Annotated in this window: 15 protein-coding genes and 1 pseudogene; 6 read left to right on the forward strand and 10 right to left on the reverse strand. The window is 70.5% G+C overall.

Annotated elements, in window-relative coordinates; genetic code table 11:
- Nucleotides 1–77: 77 nt before the first annotated feature.
- Entirely contained in the window at nt 78–1,412 is a 1,335-nt protein-coding gene (gene gabT / locus AC07CM_RS40115; protein WP_478881469.1) for a 4-aminobutyrate--2-oxoglutarate transaminase, read from the forward strand.
- Nucleotides 1,413–1,837: 425 nt separating this feature from the next.
- A pseudogene (locus tag AC07CM_RS40120) lies at nt 1,838–2,518 on the forward strand (phosphatase PAP2 family protein); the annotation flags it as partial.
- Here AC07CM_RS40120 and AC07CM_RS40125 read toward each other — a convergent pair.
- From AC07CM_RS40125 to AC07CM_RS40160, 8 genes are all read right to left on the reverse strand, one after another.
- A complete protein-coding gene (locus tag AC07CM_RS40125; RefSeq protein ID WP_478881470.1) occupies nt 2,460–4,283 on the reverse strand; it encodes a chitinase in 1,824 nt (607 codons plus the stop codon). The pseudogene AC07CM_RS40120 and the gene AC07CM_RS40125 overlap by 59 nt on opposite strands.
- 88 nt (nt 4,284–4,371) lie before the next feature.
- Complete coding sequence (locus AC07CM_RS40130) at nt 4,372–4,830, reverse strand: hypothetical protein (protein ID WP_478881471.1); 459 nt, start codon at nt 4,828–4,830, stop codon at nt 4,372–4,374.
- A 117-nt stretch (nt 4,831–4,947) separates the two neighbouring features.
- Nucleotides 4,948–6,378 (reverse strand): NAD(P)/FAD-dependent oxidoreductase, encoded by a 1,431-nt coding sequence (locus AC07CM_RS40135; RefSeq protein WP_478881472.1) that lies wholly within the window; start codon nt 6,376–6,378, stop codon nt 4,948–4,950.
- 23 nt (nt 6,379–6,401) lie between these two features.
- Complete coding sequence (locus AC07CM_RS40140; RefSeq protein WP_478881473.1) at nt 6,402–7,202, reverse strand: ABC transporter permease; 801 nt, start codon at nt 7,200–7,202, stop codon at nt 6,402–6,404.
- Nucleotides 7,203–8,132 carry an ABC transporter permease gene (locus AC07CM_RS40145; RefSeq protein ID WP_478881474.1) on the reverse strand — a complete coding sequence of 310 codons (930 nt, stop codon included), beginning with the start codon at nt 8,130–8,132 and terminating at the stop codon, nt 7,203–7,205.
- A 2-nt stretch (nt 8,133–8,134) separates the two neighbouring features.
- On the reverse strand, nt 8,135–9,298 hold the full coding sequence (locus AC07CM_RS40150) for an ABC transporter ATP-binding protein (RefSeq protein WP_478881475.1): 1,164 nt from the start codon (nt 9,296–9,298) through the stop codon (nt 8,135–8,137).
- A complete protein-coding gene (locus AC07CM_RS40155) occupies nt 9,295–10,542 on the reverse strand; it encodes an ABC transporter substrate-binding protein (protein WP_478881476.1) in 1,248 nt (415 codons plus the stop codon). The genes AC07CM_RS40150 and AC07CM_RS40155 overlap by 4 nt, the downstream gene beginning before the upstream one ends.
- Before the next feature lie 52 nt (nt 10,543–10,594).
- Entirely contained in the window at nt 10,595–12,130 is a 1,536-nt protein-coding gene (locus AC07CM_RS40160) for a gamma-aminobutyraldehyde dehydrogenase (protein WP_478881477.1), read from the reverse strand.
- Between the two features lie 209 nt (nt 12,131–12,339).
- On the opposite strand from AC07CM_RS40160, the gene AC07CM_RS40165 reads away from it, so the two are divergent.
- Nucleotides 12,340–12,903, forward strand: coding sequence for an NADAR family protein (locus AC07CM_RS40165; protein WP_478881478.1), 564 nt, complete (start codon nt 12,340–12,342; stop codon nt 12,901–12,903).
- A 900-nt stretch (nt 12,904–13,803) separates the two neighbouring features.
- Here the strand turns inward: AC07CM_RS40165 and AC07CM_RS40170 are convergent.
- Nucleotides 13,804–14,820 (reverse strand): DUF4190 domain-containing protein, encoded by a 1,017-nt coding sequence (locus AC07CM_RS40170; protein ID WP_478881479.1) that lies wholly within the window; start codon nt 14,818–14,820, stop codon nt 13,804–13,806.
- 158 nt (nt 14,821–14,978) lie between these two features.
- Here AC07CM_RS40170 and AC07CM_RS40175 point away from each other — a divergent pair, with 158 nt between their 5' ends.
- Together AC07CM_RS40175 and AC07CM_RS40180 are read left to right on the forward strand one after the other, a co-directional pair.
- Complete coding sequence (locus tag AC07CM_RS40175; protein WP_478881480.1) at nt 14,979–16,049, forward strand: adenosine deaminase; 1,071 nt, start codon at nt 14,979–14,981, stop codon at nt 16,047–16,049.
- Between the two features lie 20 nt (nt 16,050–16,069).
- Nucleotides 16,070–16,756, forward strand: a complete 687-nt coding sequence (locus AC07CM_RS40180; RefSeq protein WP_478881481.1) for a glycerophosphodiester phosphodiesterase — start codon at nt 16,070–16,072, stop codon at nt 16,754–16,756.
- An 81-nt stretch (nt 16,757–16,837) separates the two neighbouring features.
- On the opposite strand, the gene AC07CM_RS40185 is transcribed toward AC07CM_RS40180, so the two are convergent.
- The gene (locus AC07CM_RS40185; protein ID WP_478881482.1) at nt 16,838–17,362 is read right to left on the reverse strand and encodes a hypothetical protein; all 525 of its coding nucleotides are present in this window, start codon (nt 17,360–17,362) and stop codon (nt 16,838–16,840) included.
- Nucleotides 17,363–17,509: 147 nt separating this feature from the next.
- On the opposite strand from AC07CM_RS40185, the gene AC07CM_RS40190 reads away from it, so the two are divergent.
- Nucleotides 17,510–18,064 carry a hypothetical protein gene (locus AC07CM_RS40190; RefSeq protein WP_478881483.1) on the forward strand — a complete coding sequence of 185 codons (555 nt, stop codon included), beginning with the start codon at nt 17,510–17,512 and terminating at the stop codon, nt 18,062–18,064.
- Nucleotides 18,065–18,116: the final 52 nt, after the last annotated feature.

The following is an 18,116-nucleotide window of genomic DNA, read 5'->3' on the forward strand; positions in this document are numbered from 1 at the left end:
AGAGACAAGCGTCCGAAAAACGCACCGTCCGGAATCGCCCGGGAACACCCGGTACGCAAGATCTTCAGGGAGCCCTCATGACCGCACTTCCGCAGGAGCGCCGCGTCGTCACCGCCATCCCCGGCCCGAAGTCGCAGGAGCTGCAGGCCCGGCGTACCGCCGTGGTCGCGCAGGGCGTGGGCTCGGTGCTGCCCGTCTTCACCACGCGCGCGGGCGGCGGCATCATCGAGGACGTCGACGGCAACCGCCTGATCGACTTCGGCTCCGGCATCGCCGTGACCTCCGTCGGCGCCTCCGCCGAGGCGGTCGTGCGCCGCGCGAGCGCCCAGCTCGCCGACTTCACCCACACCTGTTTCATGGTCACCCCGTACGAGGGCTACGTGGAGGTCGCCGAGGCCCTCGCGGAGCTGACCCCGGGTGACCACGCGAAGAAGTCGGCGCTGTTCAACTCCGGCGCCGAGGCCGTCGAGAACGCCGTCAAGATCGCGCGTGCGTACACCAAGCGCCAGGCGGTCGTCGTGTTCGACCACGGCTACCACGGCCGCACGAACCTCACCATGGCGCTGACCGCGAAGAACATGCCGTACAAGCACGGCTTCGGTCCGTTCGCCCCCGAGGTCTACCGCGTTCCGGTCGCCTACGCCTACCGCTGGCCGACCGGCCCGGAGAACGCGGGCCCCGAGGCCGCCAAGCAGGCCATCGACCAGATCACCAAGCAGGTCGGCCCGGACAACGTGGCCGCGATCATCATCGAGCCGGTGCTCGGTGAGGGCGGCTTCATCGAGCCGGCCAAGGGCTTCCTGCCCGCGATCAGCCAGTTCGCCAAGGACAACGGCATCGTCTTCGTCGCGGACGAGATCCAGTCCGGCTTCTGCCGCACCGGCCAGTGGTTCGCCTGCGAGGACGAGGGCATCGTCCCGGACCTGATCACCACCGCCAAGGGCATCGCCGGCGGTCTGCCGCTGGCCGCCGTCACCGGCCGCGCCGAGATCATGGACGCCGCGCACGCGGGCGGCCTCGGCGGCACCTACGGCGGCAACCCGGTCGCCTGCGCCGGTGCGCTCGGCGCCATCGAGACCATGAAGGAGCTGGACCTCAACGCCAAGGCGAAGAACATCGAGGCGGTCATGAAGTCCCGCCTCGGCGCCATGGCCGAGAAGTTCGACATCATCGGTGACCTCCGCGGCCGCGGCGCCATGATCGCCATCGAACTGGTCAAGGACCGTGCCACCAAGGAGCCGAACCCGGAGGCCACCGCCGCCCTCGCCAAGGCCTGCCACGCCGAGGGCCTGCTGGTCCTCACCTGCGGCACCTACGGCAACGTGCTGCGCTTCCTGCCGCCGCTGGTCATCGGCGACGACCTGCTCAACGAGGGCCTCGACATCATCGAGCAGGCCTTCTCGCGCATCTGAGCGAGTGGTCCGCACCTCTGAAGGGTTCCTGCGGCAGGCCGTGTGAAGAAGGTGTGCGAGGTGGATGACGGGACGCGATTCCGTCTGCCCAAGTGCCTCGGGCTGCCGTAGGTTCTACCCAGATGAGAGATACACCCCGCCCACAGGGGACTGTGGGCGATCTCAGGCCGGGGCCTCCCCAGCTTCGACCTGGTCGTGCCCTCGCGCACACAACCGGGGCCTGACGGCTCCGGGATCTCCTCACCGATCGGACGGTCGCCGCCCCAAACCCCCCGGGGCGAGCGACGTTCCGATCCGGACGGCCGCCCCGGAACCACCCCCCCTGTTCCGGGGCGGCCGACCTCCTTCCCCCTTCTTCCGGGCTCTTCCCGGTTCTTCCCCGCTCTTTCCGGTGCTTTCCGGTCGGACCTGCGAAGCTGGGCCCCGTGTCGACCTCACCGGACCCGCTCCCCAGACCCCCGCTCCCCGGCCTTCTCCTGGTCTTCCTGCCGGCTCTCCTCCTGGGTCTGATCACCTGGCAGGTCGTCACCCACGGTCCCCTGCTGCACCTGGACGCCCGGCTCAGCCATGTCCTCGTCCACCCGGACCGGTTCTCCGCACTCCTGTCCGACCTCGGCAACGTGCTGGTGGCCGTGCCCGTGCTCGTCCTCGTGCTGGCCTACACCGCCTGGCGCGGCCGGGCCGCCGGTACGGGCCTGTGGTGGCTGCCGCCCCTGGCCGCCGCCGTGCTGATGGCGCTGGTCCCGGCGATCGTCGTGCCGCTGAAGGACTGGACCGCCCGCCCGGGGACGGCCGTGGTTGCCCCCGGGGTCGGCTACTTCCCGTCCGGCCATACGGCGACGGCGGCGATCGCGTACGGCTCCGCGACCCTGCTCCTGCTGCCCTGGCTCCGCTCCCCGGCCGCCCGCCGGACGCTCGTCGCGGTCTGCACGGCCCTCGTCGCCGGGGTGTCCTACGGCCTGGTCCGCCACGGCTGGCACTGGCCGCTGGACGTGGTGGCCAGCTGGTGCCTGTGCACTGCGCTGCTGGCCACCCTGTCCCTCGTGCTCAGCCGAAGTACGCGTCGAAGTTCTTCTCGAACTCCCAGTTCGAGTACCGGTCCCAGTTCACCGACCACGTCATCAGACCCCGCAGCGCGGGCCAGGTCCCGTGGGTCGCGTACGAGCCGCAGTTCGTCTTCTTCGTGAGGCAGTCCAGGGTCTTGGTGACCTCGGGCGGGGCGACGTAGCCGTTGCCCGCGTTCGTCGACGCCGGCATGCCGATCGCCACCTGGTCCGGGCGCAGCGGCGGGAAGACGTTGTTCGGGTCGCCCGCGACCGGGAAGCCGGTGAGCAGCATGTCGGTCATGGCGATGTGGAAGTCGGCGCCGCCCATGGAGTGGTACTGGTTGTCCAGACCCATGATGGGACCCGAGTTGTAGTCCTGGACGTGCAGCAGGGTCAGGTCGTCCCGCAGGGCGTATATGACGGGGAGGTACGCGCCGCAACGCGGGTCCTGGCCGCCCCACTTGCCGGTGCCGTAGAACTGGTAGCCGTTCTGCACGAAGAAGGTCTCCGGTGCCATCGTCAGCACGAACTTCGCGCCGTACTTCGCCTTCAGGGTCTTCAGGGCCGAGACGAGGTTGACGATCACGGGCGTGGTGGGGTTCTTGAAGTCCGTGTCGCTCGCGTTCAGGGACAGCGAGTGGCCCTCGAAGTCGATGTCGAGGCCGTCGAGGCCGTAGTCGTCGATGATCTTCGAGACGGAGGCGACGAAGGCGTCCCGCGCGGCCGTCGTCGTCAGCTGGACCTGGCCGTTCTGGCCGCCGATCGAGATCAGCACCTTCTTGCCGGCCGCCTGCTTGGCCTTGATCGCCGCCTTGAAGTCGGCGTCGCTCTCGACGTTCGGGCACTCGGTGACCGGGCAGCGGTTGAAGCGGATGTCACCGGAGGTGGCCGAGGTGGGCTCGCCGAAGGCGAGGTCGATGACGTCCCAGCTGTCGGGCACGTCGGCGAGGCGGGTGTAGCCGGAGCCGTTGGCGAAGGTGGCGTGGAGGTAGCCGACCAGGGCGTGGGCCGGCAGGCCCGGCGAGCCGCCGCCGCTGCCTGCCGTGGTCGTCGCGGTCACCGCGGCCGACCTGGCGGACTCGCCGGCGTCGTTGCTCGCGGTGACCTGGAAGCTGTACGCCGTCGAAGGCGTGAGGCCGCCGACGGTGGCCGAAGTGCCGCTCGCCGTCTGGACCTTGACCCCGTCGCGGTAGACCGCGTAGCTCGTGGCGCCCGTCACCGCGGACCAGGACAGGGCGACGGAGGAGGAGGTGACCGCGCCGGCCTTGAGGCCGGTGGGCGCGGCGGGCGGCTGCCCGGTGCTCGCACCCGGGCCGACCAGGGAGATGTCGTCGGCATAGTAGACGCCGGTGCCGTACCAGCCGTGCGTGTAGACGGTCACCTTCGTCGTGGCGGCGCCGGTGGTGAAGGTGGTGGTCAGCTTCTGCCAGTCGGGGGCGGACTGGGTCCAGGTGGAGACGTCGGTGGTGCCGGTGCCGTTGGCGCCGAGGTAGACGTAGGAGCCCCGGACGTAGCCGGACAGGATGTACTGCGCGTTCGGCTGGACGGTCACCGTCTGTGCGCACTGGGCGTGGTCACTGCCGGCCGGGGTCGCCTGGAGTGCGGAACTCCCGCTGTGTACAGGCGAGTTGACCGCCGCCCCGGCCGTACAGGTCCAGCCGTCGAGGCCGGACTCGAAGCCGCCGTTGCGGGCGAGGTCCGCGTCGGCCGCACGGGCGGCCGACGAGAGCGCGGTGATGCCGGGTACGGCCAGCAGCGCGGCCGTGAACAGGGCGAGGACGGATCTGGGGCGTCTGGCGCTGCGCGTGGGTCGGGCGCGGTCCACAAGGGCCTCCGGCGAGGGGGGAGTTGTTGGAGGGGTGGAGCGCACTCAACTTGGTCCAGACCAATCTTCTTGTCAAGGTGTCCGGGCGTTACGCGTCACCGTCCCTGCCCCTGGCCGGCCCTGCCGCCGCCTCGTGCATCGCCAGCTCCAGCAGCGCCGGATCGGTCAGCGTGCCCGAGCCGTCCGGCGGGACCAGCCAGCGCACGCCCCGCGTCGCCCGGCCCGGGTACGGCACGACGATCCAGGTGCCGGGTCCCGCGGTACGGATGCCGGTGCCGAGCCAGCGGGCCGCGGTGCCCGGCGGCACGAGGAAAGCGACCCGGTTGTCGCCGAAGTCGGCCAGCACCGGGCCGGGTTGGTCGAGGATCCGGCTGAGCACGTCGAGCGTGGGACGGCCGAGGTCGCTTGGCAGGATCAGCACGTCCCAGGCCCTGCCCGCGGGGAGCAGCGCGACCCCTTGGGGGTTGCGCTCCCAAGCCCAGCGGCAGGCCTCGGGATCCGGTGCGACGGATGCCAGCCATTCGACCGCCGTCTTCGCCCCAGTCATCAGAAGACCTCCCTGTCTCGTGGACGCGGTGGCGTCACGGGAGAGAGGGAGGTCTTCCGGGGGCATTACGCGGGTTCTCACTCTTCTTTCGAGTGAGCCGAGTCACGCCGAACGGGATCAGCTGTCGAAGCCCAGCCCCAGCCGGTCCATCGTCCGCAGCCACAGATTGCGCCGGCCGCCCTGCGCGTCCGCGCGGGCCAGGGACCACTTGGTCAGGGCGATACCGGTCCAGGCGAGGGGCTCCGGCGGGAACGGCAGCGGCTTCTTGCGCACCATCCCCAGCTCCGTCCGCTCGGTGCGCTCCCCGTCCAGCAGGTCGAGCATCACGTCGGCGCCGAAGCGGGTCGCGCCCACGCCCAGACCGGTGTAACCCGCCGCGTACGCCACCTTCCCCTGGTGGGCCGTGCCGAAGAACGCCGAGAAGCGGGAGCAGGTGTCGATCGCGCCGCCCCAGGCGTGGGTGAAGCGGATGCCCTCCAGCTGCGGGAAGCACGTGAAGAAGTGGCCCGCGAGCTTGGCGTACGTCTCCGGACGGTCGTCGTACTCCGCGCGCACCCGGCCGCCGTAGTGGTGGATCGCGTCGTAACCGCCCCACAGGATCCGGTTGTCGGCGGACAGCCGGAAGTAGTGGAACTGGTTCGCCGAGTCCCCGAGTCCCTGACGGTTCTTCCAGCCGATCTCCGCCAGCTGGTCGGCGCTCAGCGGCTCGGTCATCAGCGCGTAGTCGTAGACCGGGACGGTGTACGAGCGCACGCGCCGCAGCAGGCTCGGGAAGATGTTCGTACCGAGCGCGACCTGACGGGCGCGGACCGAGCCGTACGGGGTGCGGACGGCCATGCCCGCGCCGTACTGCTTCAGGGAAAGGGCGGGCGTGTGCTCGTACACGCGCACGCCCAGCGCGATGCACGCCTGCTTCAAGCCCCAGACCAGCTTGGCCGGGTGCAGCATGGCCACGCCCCTGCGGTCCCAGAGCCCGGCCTCGAAGGTGGGCGAGGCGACCTGCTCGCGCACGGCGTCGGCGTCGAGGAACTCGATGCCGTCCGCGAGGCCCCTCTCCCCCAGCTCCCGGTGCCAGTCGCGCAGCGCCCAGGCCTGGTAGGTCTCGGTGGCCACGTCGATCTCGCCGGTGCGCTCGAATTCGCAGTCGATGCCGTGCCGGGCGACCGCGGCCTCGATCTCGTCGAGGTTGCGCCGGCCCAGCTCCTCCAGCTGGTGGATCTCGTCCGGCCAGCGGGCGAGGCCGTTGGGCAGGCCGTGGGTGAGGGAGGCCGCGCAGAAGCCGCCGTTGCGGCCGGAGGCGGCCCAGCCCACCTCGCGGCCCTCCAGCAGGACCACGTCCCGCTGCGGGTCGCGCTCTTTCGCGTTGAGCGCGGTCCACAGTCCGCTGTAGCCGCCGCCGACGACCAGCAGGTCACAGGTCTCGGCGGTGGTGAGGGCGGGTTCGGTGTGCGGCTTGCCGGGGTCTTCCAGCCAGTACGAGACCGGCTGGGCTTCGGAAAGAGAGGAGATCCAGTTGTGTTTGCCACGACTCATGGCGCTTGGGGCCATGATTTCAACTCCCTACAGGGCTGTTACGCCTTCTGGCTGCTACGGCGGTTGGTGATGAGCATCGAGGTGAGGACGAGCAGTACGGCGACCAGGAACATGGCCGTACCGATGACGTTGATCTGCACGGGCGTTCCGCGCTGCGCCGAACCCCACACGAACATCGGGAAGGTGACGGTCGAGCCCGCGTTGAAGTTGGTGATGATGAAATCGTCGAAGGAGAGCGCGAAGGAGAGCAGCGCGCCCGCCGCGATTCCGGGTGCCGCGATCGGCAGGGTCACGCGCAGGAAGGTCTGCGCCGGGCCGGCGTACAGGTCCCGTGCGGCCTCCTCCAGGCGCGGGTCCATCGACATCACACGGGCCTTGACCGCGACGACCACGAAGCTGAGGCAGAACATGATGTGCGCGATCAGGATCGTGTAGAAGCCCAGCTGAGCACCCATGTTGAGGAACAGCGTGAGCAGCGAGGCCGCCATGACGACCTCGGGCATGGCCATCGGCAGGAAGATCAGCGAGTTCACGGCGGACCGCGCACGGAAGCGGTAGCGCACCAGCGCGAAGGCGATCATCGTGCCGAGGAGCGTGGCGCCGACCGTCGCCCAGAAGGCGATCTGGAGGCTGATGGACAGCGAGCCGCACATGTCGGCGACACCGCACGGGTCCTTCCAGGCGGCCGTCGAGAACTGCTGCCACTCGTAGTTGAAGCGCCCCTTCGGCTTGTTGAAGGAGAACACCGTCACGATGACGTTGGGCAGCAGGAGATAGCCGAGGGTCAGCAGTCCCGCGATGACGACCAGATGGCGCTTGAGCCAGTTGACGAAGGGCATTTAGACGAGATCCTCCGTCCCGGACCGGCGGATGTAGATCGTGACCATGGCCAGGATCGCGGCCATGAGGATGAAGGAGAGGGCGGCCGCCGTCGGATAGTCCAGAATGCGCAGGAACTGCGTCTGGATCACATTGCCGATCATGCGGGTGTCGGTGGAGCCGAGGAGTTCGGCGTTGACGTAGTCACCGGCCGCCGGGATGAACGTCAGCAGCGTGCCGGAGACCACGCCCGGCATCGACAGCGGGAAGGTCACCTTGCGGAAGGTGGTCCACGGCTTGGCGTACAGATCGCCGGCCGCCTCGTGCAGCCGCCCGTCGATCCGCTCCAGCGAGGTGTACAGCGGAAGGATCATGAACGGCAGGAAGTTGTACGTCAGACCGCACACCACCGCGAGCGGTGTGGCGAGGACGCGGTCGCCGGCCGTCCAGCCGAGCCAGTTGGTGAGATCCAGGACGTGCAGCGAGTTCAGGGTGTGCACGACCGGGCCGCTGTCGGCGAGGATCGTCTTCCAGGCCAGCGTGCGGATCAGGAAGCTGGTGAAGAACGGCGCGATCACCAGGATCATGATCAGGTTCTTCCAGCGGCCGGCGCGGAAGGCGATGAGGTAGGCCAGCGGGTAGCCGAGCACCAGGCACAGGATCGTCGCGGCGGCGGCGTAGAAGACCGAGCGCAGGAACTGCGGCCAGTACTCGCTGAGCGCGTCCCAGTAGGTCGCGAAGTGCCAGGTGACCTTGTAGCCGTCCTCCAGGGAGCCCGTCTGCACGGAGGTGGAGGCCTGGTAGATCATCGGCAGCGCGAAGAAGACGACCAGCCAGAGCAGGCCGGGCAGCAGCAGCCAGTAGGGCGTGAACCGGCCCCGCTTGCGCGCGGGCTTCTTGGCCGGCTCGGTGGGGGCGAGGGGCGGAGGCGCCTCGGTGAGCGTCGACATGTCTACGCGGCCTCTTCCTCGACGCTCTCCACGCCGGCGTCGATGTCCTGGGCCGCGTCCAGGCCGAAGGTGTGGGCGGGGTTCCAGTGCAGGACGACGTCGGCACCGGGCACGAGCCGTCCGTCGCGCTCCACGTTCTGGACGTAGACCGCGAGCTCGTCGCAGACCGGGCTGTCGATGACGTACTGCGTGGAGACGCCGATGAAGCTCGCGTCGGCGATCTTGCCGGTGAGGCGGTTGCGCCCCTCGGGGATCTCGCCGGCGTCGTCCGCGTGCGTGAGCGAGATCTTCTCCGGGCGGATGCCGACCAGCACCTTGCCGCCGGTCGTCGTCGGCGCGGAACATCGCGCCACGGGCAGGACCAGCTTGCCGCCGCCGGCCTTGAGCACGATGTCGTCGCCGTTCTTGGTGTCGACCTCGGCCTCGATCAGGTTGGAGGTGCCGAGGAAGTTGGCGACGAAGGTGGTCTGCGGGTTCTCGTACAGGTCGGAGGGCGAGCCGAGCTGCTCGACGCGGCCGGCGTTCATCACGGCGACCGTGTCGGCCATGGTCATGGCCTCCTCCTGGTCGTGCGTGACGTGGACGAAGGTGATGCCGACCTCGGTCTGGATGCGCTTGAGCTCCAGCTGCATCTGGCGGCGCAGCTTGAGGTCGAGGGCGCCGAGGGGCTCGTCGAGGAGGAGCACCTTCGGGTGGTTGATCAGGGCGCGGGCCACGGCCACGCGCTGCTGCTGCCCACCGGAGAGCTGGTGCGGTTTCTTGCGCGCCTGCTCGCCGAGCTGGACCAGCTCCAGCATCTCCTCGACCTGCTTCTTCACGCCCTTGATGCCGCGCCGGCGCAGGCCGAAGGCGACGTTCTCGAAGATGTCGAGGTGCGGGAAGAGGGCATAGGACTGGAACACGGTGTTGACCGGCCGTTTGTACGGCGGCAGGTGCGTGACGTCCTGGTCGCCGAGGTGCACGGTCCCGGAGGAAGGATCCTCCAGACCGGCGATCATGCGCAGGGTGGTCGTCTTGCCACAGCCGGAGGCGCCGAGCAGGGCGAAGAAGGACCCCTGCGGCACCGTCAGGTCGAGGGGCTGCACGGCGGTGAAGCCGTTGTCGTAGGTCTTGCTGATACCGGAGAGGCGGACGTCGCCGCTGTTGTCTGTCGTCATGGTCGTCACGCCCCTGTGAGCTTCGCGAACTTCTCTTCGTAGGCCGTCTCTTCCTTCTGGCTCAGGGAGCGGAAGGAGTGGGACCTGGCCTGCATGGCCTTGTCGGGGACGATCAGCGGGTTGTTCGCCGCGTCCCGGTCGATCTTCGCAAGGTAGGGCTTCACGCCATCGACGGGAGTCGCGTAGTTGATGTACGCGGCGAGCGCGGCGGCCTGCTCCGGCTCGTAGTAGAAGTCGATCAGCCTTTCGGCGTTCGCCTTGTGCCGCGCCCTGTTGGGAACCAGCATGTTGTCGGTCGACGTCATGTAGCCGCTGTCCGGGATGACGAAGTCGACGTCCGGACTGTCCGCCTTGAGCTGGACCACGTCTCCGGCCCAGGCCACACAGGCCGCGATGTCGCCCTTGGTCAGGTCCGAGGTGTAGTCGTTGCCGGTGAAGCGGCGGATCTGGCCCTTGTCGACGGCCTTCTGCAGGCGGGCTGTCACCGCGTCGAAGTCGTCGTCGGTGAACTTCGCCGGGTCCTTGCCCATGTCGAGCAGCGTCATGCCGATGCTGTCGCGCATCTCGGACAGGAACGAGACGCGGCCCTTCAGCTTGGGGTTGTCGAGCAGGTCGGAGACCGACTTCACCTCGATGCCGTCGAGCGCCTTCTTGTTGTAGGCGATGACCGTCGGGATGCCCTGCCAGGGATAGGAGTACGCCCGTCCCGGGTCCCAGTCGGGGTCGCGGAACTGCTGCGACAGGTTGGTGTAGGCGTGCGGCAGGTTGGACGGGTCCAGTTTCTGGACCCAGCCCAGGCGGATCAGCCGCGCGGCCAGCCAGTCGGTGAGGACGACGAGGTCGCGGCCGGTGTCCTGGCCCGCGGCGAGCTGCGGCTTGATCTTGCCGAAGAACTCGTTGTTGTCGTTGATGTCCTCGGTGTACTTGACCGTGATGCCGGTCCGCTTGCGGAAGGTCTCGAGCGTCGGATGGTGCTTGCCGCTGTCGTCGACGTCGATGTACTCGGTCCAGTTGGAGAAGTTCACGACCTTCTCCTGGGCCGAGTGGTCCTGGGCGGACGTGCCACCCTGCGTCTTGCCCGCCGCGGGGATCCCGCAGGCGCTCAGCGCCCCGAGTCCGCCGACCGTGAGCGCGCCGCCCGCGGAGGCGCGCAGCAGCGACCGGCGGGTCATGGCCGCCCGGCCGTTGCGCATGCTGCGCCGCATGGCGGCCACTTGGGCCGGGGTAAGGCGGTCGGGCTCGTACTGCTCCATGCGCGTGGTGCCCTTTCGGGAGGAGTCGGCCTGTTCTCTGGCCTGATCGGCTCTAGCGGTCCCCGAAGACGGTGCGGTGCCAGTCCTTCCTCGCCACCGCCGTGTTGTCGAACATTACGTGCTTGACCTGCGTGTACTCCTCGAACGAGTACGCCGACATGTCCTTGCCGAAGCCGGAGGCCTTGTAGCCGCCGTGCGGCATCTCGCTGATGATCGGGATGTGGTCGTTGATCCAGACGCAGCCCGCCTTGATCTCGCGGGTGGCACGGTTGGCCCGGTAGACATTGCCGCTCCAGGCGGAGGCGGCCAGGCCGTACGGGGAGTCGTTGGCCAGCCGGATGCCCTCATCATCACCGTCGAACGGAAGTACGACCAGTACGGGGCCGAAGATCTCGGACTGGACGATCTCGCTGTCCTGGGCCGCGTCGGCGATGAGGGTGGGCCGGTAGTAGGCGCCGTCCTTGAGGTCCCCCTGGGGAGCCTCGCCGCCGGTCACCACGCGCGCGTAGCCGCGCGCCCGGTCCACGAAGCCGGCGACCCGGTCGCGCTGGACGTGCGAGATGAGCGGCCCGAGGTCGGTGCCCGCGGCGAAGGGATCCCCGAGCCGCACGGTCTCCATCAGCGCGGCCGTCCGCTCCACGAAGGCCTCGTACAGCGGTCGCTGCACGTACGCGCGCGTGGCGGCGGTGCAGTCCTGCCCGGTGTTGATGAGCGCGCCCGCGACCGCGCCGTGCACGGCGGCCTCCAGGTCGGCGTCGTCGAAGACGACGAAGGGGGCCTTGCCGCCCAGCTCCAGGTGGAGGCGCTTGACGGTGGCGGTGGCGACCTCGGCGACCCGCTTGCCGACGGCGGTGGACCCGGTGAAGGAGGTCATGACCACGTCGGGGTGGCCCACCAGGTGCTCACCGGCCTCCCTGCCGGAGCCGGTGACGATGTTGATCACGCCGTCCGGGATGCCCGCGTCCGTGGCGGCCTGGGCGAACAGCAGCGAGGTCAGCGGGGTCAGCTCGGCGGGCTTGAGCACGATGGTGTTGCCCGCGGCGATCGCCGGGAGGATCTTCCAGGCGGCCATCTGAAGGGGGTAGTTCCAGGGCGCGATCGAGCCGACGACACCGATGGGCTCGCGCCGGACGTACGAGGTGTGGTCCCCCGAGTACTCGCCGGCGGACTGCCCCTGCAGATGCCGTGCGGCACCGGCGAAGAAGGCGGTGTTGTCGATCGTCCCCGGCACGTCGAACTCACGGGTCAGCTTCAGCGGCTTTCCGCACTGCAGGGACTCGGCCCGGGCGAACTCCTCGGCGCGGTCGGCGAGCACGGCGGCGAACCGGTGCAGGGCGTCCGAGCGCTCGCCCGGGGTCGTGGAGGCCCAGCCCGGGAAGGCCTCGCGCGCCGCGGCGACGGCCGCGTCGACGTCGTCCGTGCCGGCCAGTTCATACGTGTACACCTCCTCGCCGGTGGCGGGGTCGACCACGGCGTGGGTGCGGCCCGAGGTGCCCTTGGTGAGACGGCCCGCGATGAACTGCGCGCCGTCCGCGAGGCGCTCCTGCGCGGCGAATCGTTCCGGGGTGCCATTGCCCGGGTTGTGCATGTCGCTCTCCTCCGCCGTTCGCCCCGTCCCGGGGGGTGGGTGGCGTAGCTCCAGCTCGATTTGAGTGCCGATCCTGACAGAGCAATAGGACTCCAACAAGTGATTCCGTTGTTGCCTTTTGGTTACGCGACGGAATCTGTCGACCAGGTGTCGAGTCGCCACGGAAAAGGACGGACGTAGTGTCAGTGGTGCGTGCCACACTCGCGTGCATGGGGAAGATCGACGGGGTGGAATCCCTGATCAGGGAGGTCCGGGCGGGTGCCCGGGTCAGGTATCTGCACTTCTGGGGGCACCGGCCGCGGCCGGACGGCCGGATCGGCGCGAGCTGTCTCAGCCAGTGGTGGCCTTCACCGTTCGTGGTGGACGACGTGGCGTACGCGACGGCCGAGCACTGGATGATGGCCGGCAAGGCGCGGCTGTTCGAGGACGCGGAGGCGGAGCGCCGGATCCTCGCGGCGGAGCATCCCGCGGAGGCCAAGAAGGCGGGGCGGCTGGTCCGGGGCTTCGACGAGGCGACATGGGAGCAGGAGCGCTTCCGGATCGTCGTCGAGGGCAGCGTGCACAAGTTCGCCTCGGACGACGACCTCCGGATCTATCTGCTCGGCACCCGTGACCGGGTCCTGGTGGAGGCGAGCCCCGTGGACCGCGTCTGGGGGATCGGCCTCTCCGCCGACGACGAGGCGGCCTCCGCCCCGGAGCGCTGGCGCGGCCCGAACCTCCTGGGCTTCGCCCTGATGGAGGCGAGGGAGCGGTTGGCCGGAACGGGGGCGTGACCCTGCGGGGCTTGGGCAGGGGGCTGACCTGGGGCGGGCTGGACTGACCTGATGTGCGCGCCGGACGGTGGGCTCAGGCCGCTCCACGTTTCGCCGAGCGAGCCCGGCCGACGCCTGGCCGGGGGCCGGGGGTGACCGTGCGGGGCTTCGGCCGGGGCGTGGTCCTGCTGGGCTGCGCCCGAGGCTGACCAAGCGCGCCCGGCTGCGGGCTCACGCCACTCCGCGTTTCGGCGAGCGAGCCCGACCGGCGCTTGGCCGGGGGCCGGGGGTGACCGTGCGGGGCTTCGGCCCTGGCGTGGTCCTGCGGAGCTTCGGCCGGAGCGTGATCCTGCCGGGCTTGGCCGGAGCGTGATCCGGGCTTCAGCCGCCGACCAAGATCTGCGCACCGGACTGCGGGCTCACGCCACTCCGCGTTTCGGCGAGCGAGCCCGGCCGACGCCTGGCTGGTCGCCCGGGGACCGGGGCGTCGCCCTGCGGGGCCTCGGCCCGGGCGTGATCCTGCGGAGCTTCGGCCGGAGCGTGATCCTGCCGGGCTTGGCCGGAGCGTGATCCGGGCTTCAGCCGCTGACCAAGATCTGCGCACCGGACTCAGGACTCAGACCGCTCCGCGTTTCGGCGAGCGAGCCCGGCCGACGCCTGGCTGGTCGCCCGGGGACCGGGGCGTCCCCCTGCGGGGCCTCGGCCCGGGCGTGATCCTGCGGAGCTTCAGCCCGGGCGTCGTCCTGGCGGGCGTCGATCGGAGCGTGGTTCTGTTTGGCTTCGGCCGCGGGGCTGACCAGGATCTGCGCGCCGGATCGCGGGCTCAGGCCGTTCTACGTCTCGGTGAGGGAGCCCGGCCGGGGCCGGGCGTGATCCTACGGAGGCTTCCGCCCGATGGGCCGGTACCGAGCGTTGGTGGGGTTACTTGTAGAAGGCGATGGCGAAGGCGAACAGTCCCAGCACCAGCACGATGCCCGCGGCGCCGCAGATGATCCCGGCCAGGGCCACGCCCGGGTTGGTGGCCTCGCCCCGGCGGGCCTTGCCCCGGCCCAGCGCGCCGAGGACCACGGCCAGCACGCCCATCACCAGGGCCAACGGCCACGCGCAGAAGCCGACCGTCGCCAGGATGCCCAGCACCAGCGAGGCCGTGCCCATGCCGTTGTTCGGCTGCGGCTGCATACCCGGCCAGCCGTAGCCGCCCGCCGCGGGGTAGGCCGGGATGCCGGGCCCGCCGTAGCCCGGCTGCGGCTGCTGTGCCGGGTAGCCGTACGCCGACGGAACGGCCGGGTAGCCGTACGGCACCTGGCCGGGGCCGTCGGGGGATATGGGCGGCGGAGGTACGGGGACGACCGACTCCTGGGGCTGGACAGCGGGTGCCGCGGGTGGTGCGTACGGGTTCCCGGGAGTGGCGGCCGGGGCCGACGGCGGGGCGTAGGGGTGCACCGGAGTGCCGGCCGTGGAGGTGGCACCGGGCGGGGTGAACGGGTTCGCGCCCCCGGTCGCCGAGGGTCCGGAGACCGGAGGTGCGAAGGGGTTCGCCGGGGCGTTCGCCGACGGCACCGAGGCCGGGGGTGCGAAGGGGTTCGCCGACGGCACCGAGGCCGGGGGTGTGAAGGGGGCGGTCGGCCTGGACCACGCCGGGGGCGCCGCGTCGGCCGGGGCCGCGTCCGGGGCGGAGAGGGAGGTGACCGTCTGCTGGTCATGGACGGGAGGGGTGTCGGACACGGCCGAGAGCATCGTGTCGCCGGCTCCGGGACGGTGCGCCGGGGGCGCCCACGGGTCCGTGCTCCCGGGCGGTGCCGCCTCCGGGCGGTCCTGGAGGGACGGCTCGGGCACGGGCTGCTCCCCGGTCCCCTTGTCCAGCGACACCCGAGGTGACGTGGGCCGGTCCCCGCCGGTGTGCTCCGGTGGTATCGGCTGCGGCACCTCGTCGGACATGGCTCAGGCCCCCCTGTGATGGATGTCCCGCCATGCTACGGGGAGGCCCCGACCGCCGAGGGTGGGGGCCTACGATGACCCCGAGTCACCGATCAGCCGATCACCCGCGCCCGGACCACGGACCTTGGTCCACGGGCGCCGTTCCCGGGGAGGAACCCTTGACCGACCGCAGCTCCGTACCCGCCGTGGGCACGCCCGACCGCGATCTGCACGCCTTCATCGCCGGACTGCCCAAGGCCGAACTGCACGTCCACCACGTCGGCTCCGCCTCCCCGCGCATCGTCTCGGAGCTGGCCGCCCGCCACCCCGACTCCAAGGTCCCCACCGACCCCGAGGCCCTGGTCGACTACTTCACCTTCACGGACTTCGCCCACTTCATCGACGTGTACCTGTCCGTCGTGGACCTGATCCGCACCCCGGAGGACGTCCGGCTGCTGACCTACGAGGTGGCCCGCGACCTGGCCCGGCAGCAGGTGCGGTACGCCGAGCTGACCATCACCCCGTTCTCCTCGACCCGGCGCGGAATAGACGAGAACGGCTTCATGGCAGCGATCGAGGACGCCCGCAAGGCCGCCGAGGCCGAGTTCGGGACCGTACTGCGCTGGTGCTTCGACATCCCGGGCGAGGCCGGCCTCGAATCCGCCGAGGAGACCGCCCGCCTCGCCACCGACGACCGGCTCCGCCCGGAGGGCCTGGTGTCGTTCGGGCTCGGCGGGCCCGAGATCGGCGTGCCCCGGCCGCAGTTCAAACCCTACTTCGACCGCGCCATCGCCGCCGGACTGCACTCCGTCCCGCACGCCGGGGAGACGACCGGCCCGGAGACGGTGTGGGACGCGCTCACCGAGCTGCGCGCCGAACGCATCGGGCACGGCACCAGCTCCGCCCAGGACCCCAAGCTGCTCGCGCACCTCGCCGATCACCGCATCCCGCTGGAGGTCTGCCCGACCTCCAACATCGCCACCCGCGCCGTCCGCACCCTGGACGAGCACCCGATCAAGGAGTTCACCCGGGCCGGCGTGCTGGTCACGATCAACTCCGACGACCCGCCGATGTTCGGCACCGACCTCAACAACGAGTACGCGGTGGCGGCCCGCCTGCTCGACCTGGACGAGCGGGGCCTGGCCGGCCTCGCGAAGAACGCAGTCGAGGCGTCCTTCCTGGACGCGGCCGGCAAGGCCCGGATCATGGCGGAGATCGACACGTACACCACCGCCTGGCTCGCCCCCTGACACACCTCACAATGGGGGCCATGCAGACCGTGACCGTCGTGGCCCACCGCGGCGACCCCTACCGCTTCCGCGAGAACACCCTCGACTCGCTGCGTTCCGCGCTCGACCTGGGCGCGGACGCGGTCGAGATCGACGTACGGCTCACCCGCGACGGCGTCCCCGTGCTGCTGCACGACGAGACGCTGGAGCGGCTGTGGGCGCACGACCGGCCGCTGCTCGCCCTGTCGGCCGACGAACTGCGTGGACTCGCGGCGGGCGCGGTGCCGACGCTGGTGGAGGCGCTGGCCGCGACGGGCGACACCCGGGTGATGGTGGATCTGTGCGGTCGGGTCGACCGGCGGAGCGTCGAGCGGACCATGGACGTCGTCCGGCAGTGCGGGGCCCGGGACCGGGTGTACTACTGCGCGCACGCCGAGGCGATGCTCGCCGTACGCGCCGCCGATCCGGCCGCCGAGATCGCCCTGACCTGGACGACCCTGGCCCCGCCCCGCCCCGCGCTGCTGGACGTGGTGCGCCCCCGCTGGCTCAACTACCGCTTCTCCCTGGTCGGTCACGACCTGGCGGCCCGCGTCCACCACGACGGCTACCTGCTGTCCGTCTGGACCCCGGACACCCGCCGCTCCATGCGCCGCCTTCTCGACCTGGGCGTCGACTCGATCACCACCAACCGCGTCGACGTCCTGAACGCCCTGCGCAACGGCGGCTAGCCGAGGCCGTGCGAAGGTGCGCCGCCGCTGCCCGGCCGTGTGCCGTCGTCCAGTGTTCGTCGCCGCCGGCGCATGCCCCGCTCAGGCGGCGGCAGCCGGAACCGCTGCCGGTTCGCTCAGCGCCTCCAGCCGCTTGATCTTCCTGCGCACGACGTAGAGCGGAAGGACGCCGAACACTCCGAACGACATGTCGATCAGGGTCCACCAGAAGGGGATACCCCGGATCGGACCGCAGACGAGCGCGAGCGGGACGATGCCGGCGCAGGCGATCATCCCGAACTCGACCACCCAGACGTTGCGGACCGGGTCCCGGTACGGCCCGTAGAAGGCGACCGCGATGACGAGGTGCGCGAAGGCCAGCCAGTCCGTGCCGTACAGCACGAACGGGTACTCGGCGTCGACGGCGTCGAGCCCGTCCCGCACCCGCGAGATCCACTCCATGAGCCCCGGCAGCTGCTCGGGCACCGACAGCGCCCGCAACGCGGCCTCGGTCCAGCGCAGTTCGTGCACCAGCGGGAAGGCGGTGGCCCCGCTGAGCACGAGGCACACCACGAAGAGAACCAGCCACATACGAATGCCCTTGAGCAGGGCGGCTCTGTCGCTCATGGCAGAAGCGTACGCCCACATTTGAACGCGTTCAAAACAACCTGACGGCCGCCGCAGCACGATGATCTGACCGATCGACAAGCCGGGCGCGGTCTCCCCCGGCCGGGAGCCGCGCCCGGCCATCCCCCCATACTCCTAGGAGCAGAGTTGTTCCCCACATCATCGTCCGCATCTGGCCGCGCGGCACTGGCGGCCGCGCTCCTGCTGCCGGCCGCGTTCCTCGGCGCCTGCTCCGTCCTCGGCGGCGACACCTGCGAGGGCACCAAGGACGAACTGCGGCGGCTCGCCGCGCAGCCACTGCTCGACGCCGCGCCCGCCGGCGCCGAGGCGCCCGCCAACTACCGCACTCTGGGCGTCACCACCGACTGCGACGACGACAGCAGCGGCAAGCCCTGGCTGCACGCCGATCGCCTCTACGCCTATCCCGGCCGCGTGGAGGACGTCATGGACCACTACGCCAAGGAAGCGACGGCGGCCGGCTGGCGGTTCGAACGCAATCCGTCCCCCGACGCGGCGCCCGCCACTGTGGAGGGAGCCTGCTGGACCAGGACCGACAAGGGCCGGCATCTGCTGCTCAACGTCGACACCCGCATCGAGGCCTACTCGCCCCGGCCCGAGGCGGGCACCGGCATCGCCTACGAGGTGTCGATCGGCACCCTGTCGGACGGCAGCGGCGGCGGCGAGGCCACCTGCTGGCACTAGGCAACACGTGCGGCCCGTGACCGGTCCGGTTCACGGGCACCGCATCGGCGCG

The organism is Streptomyces sp. NPDC044061 (assembly GCF_056434305.1).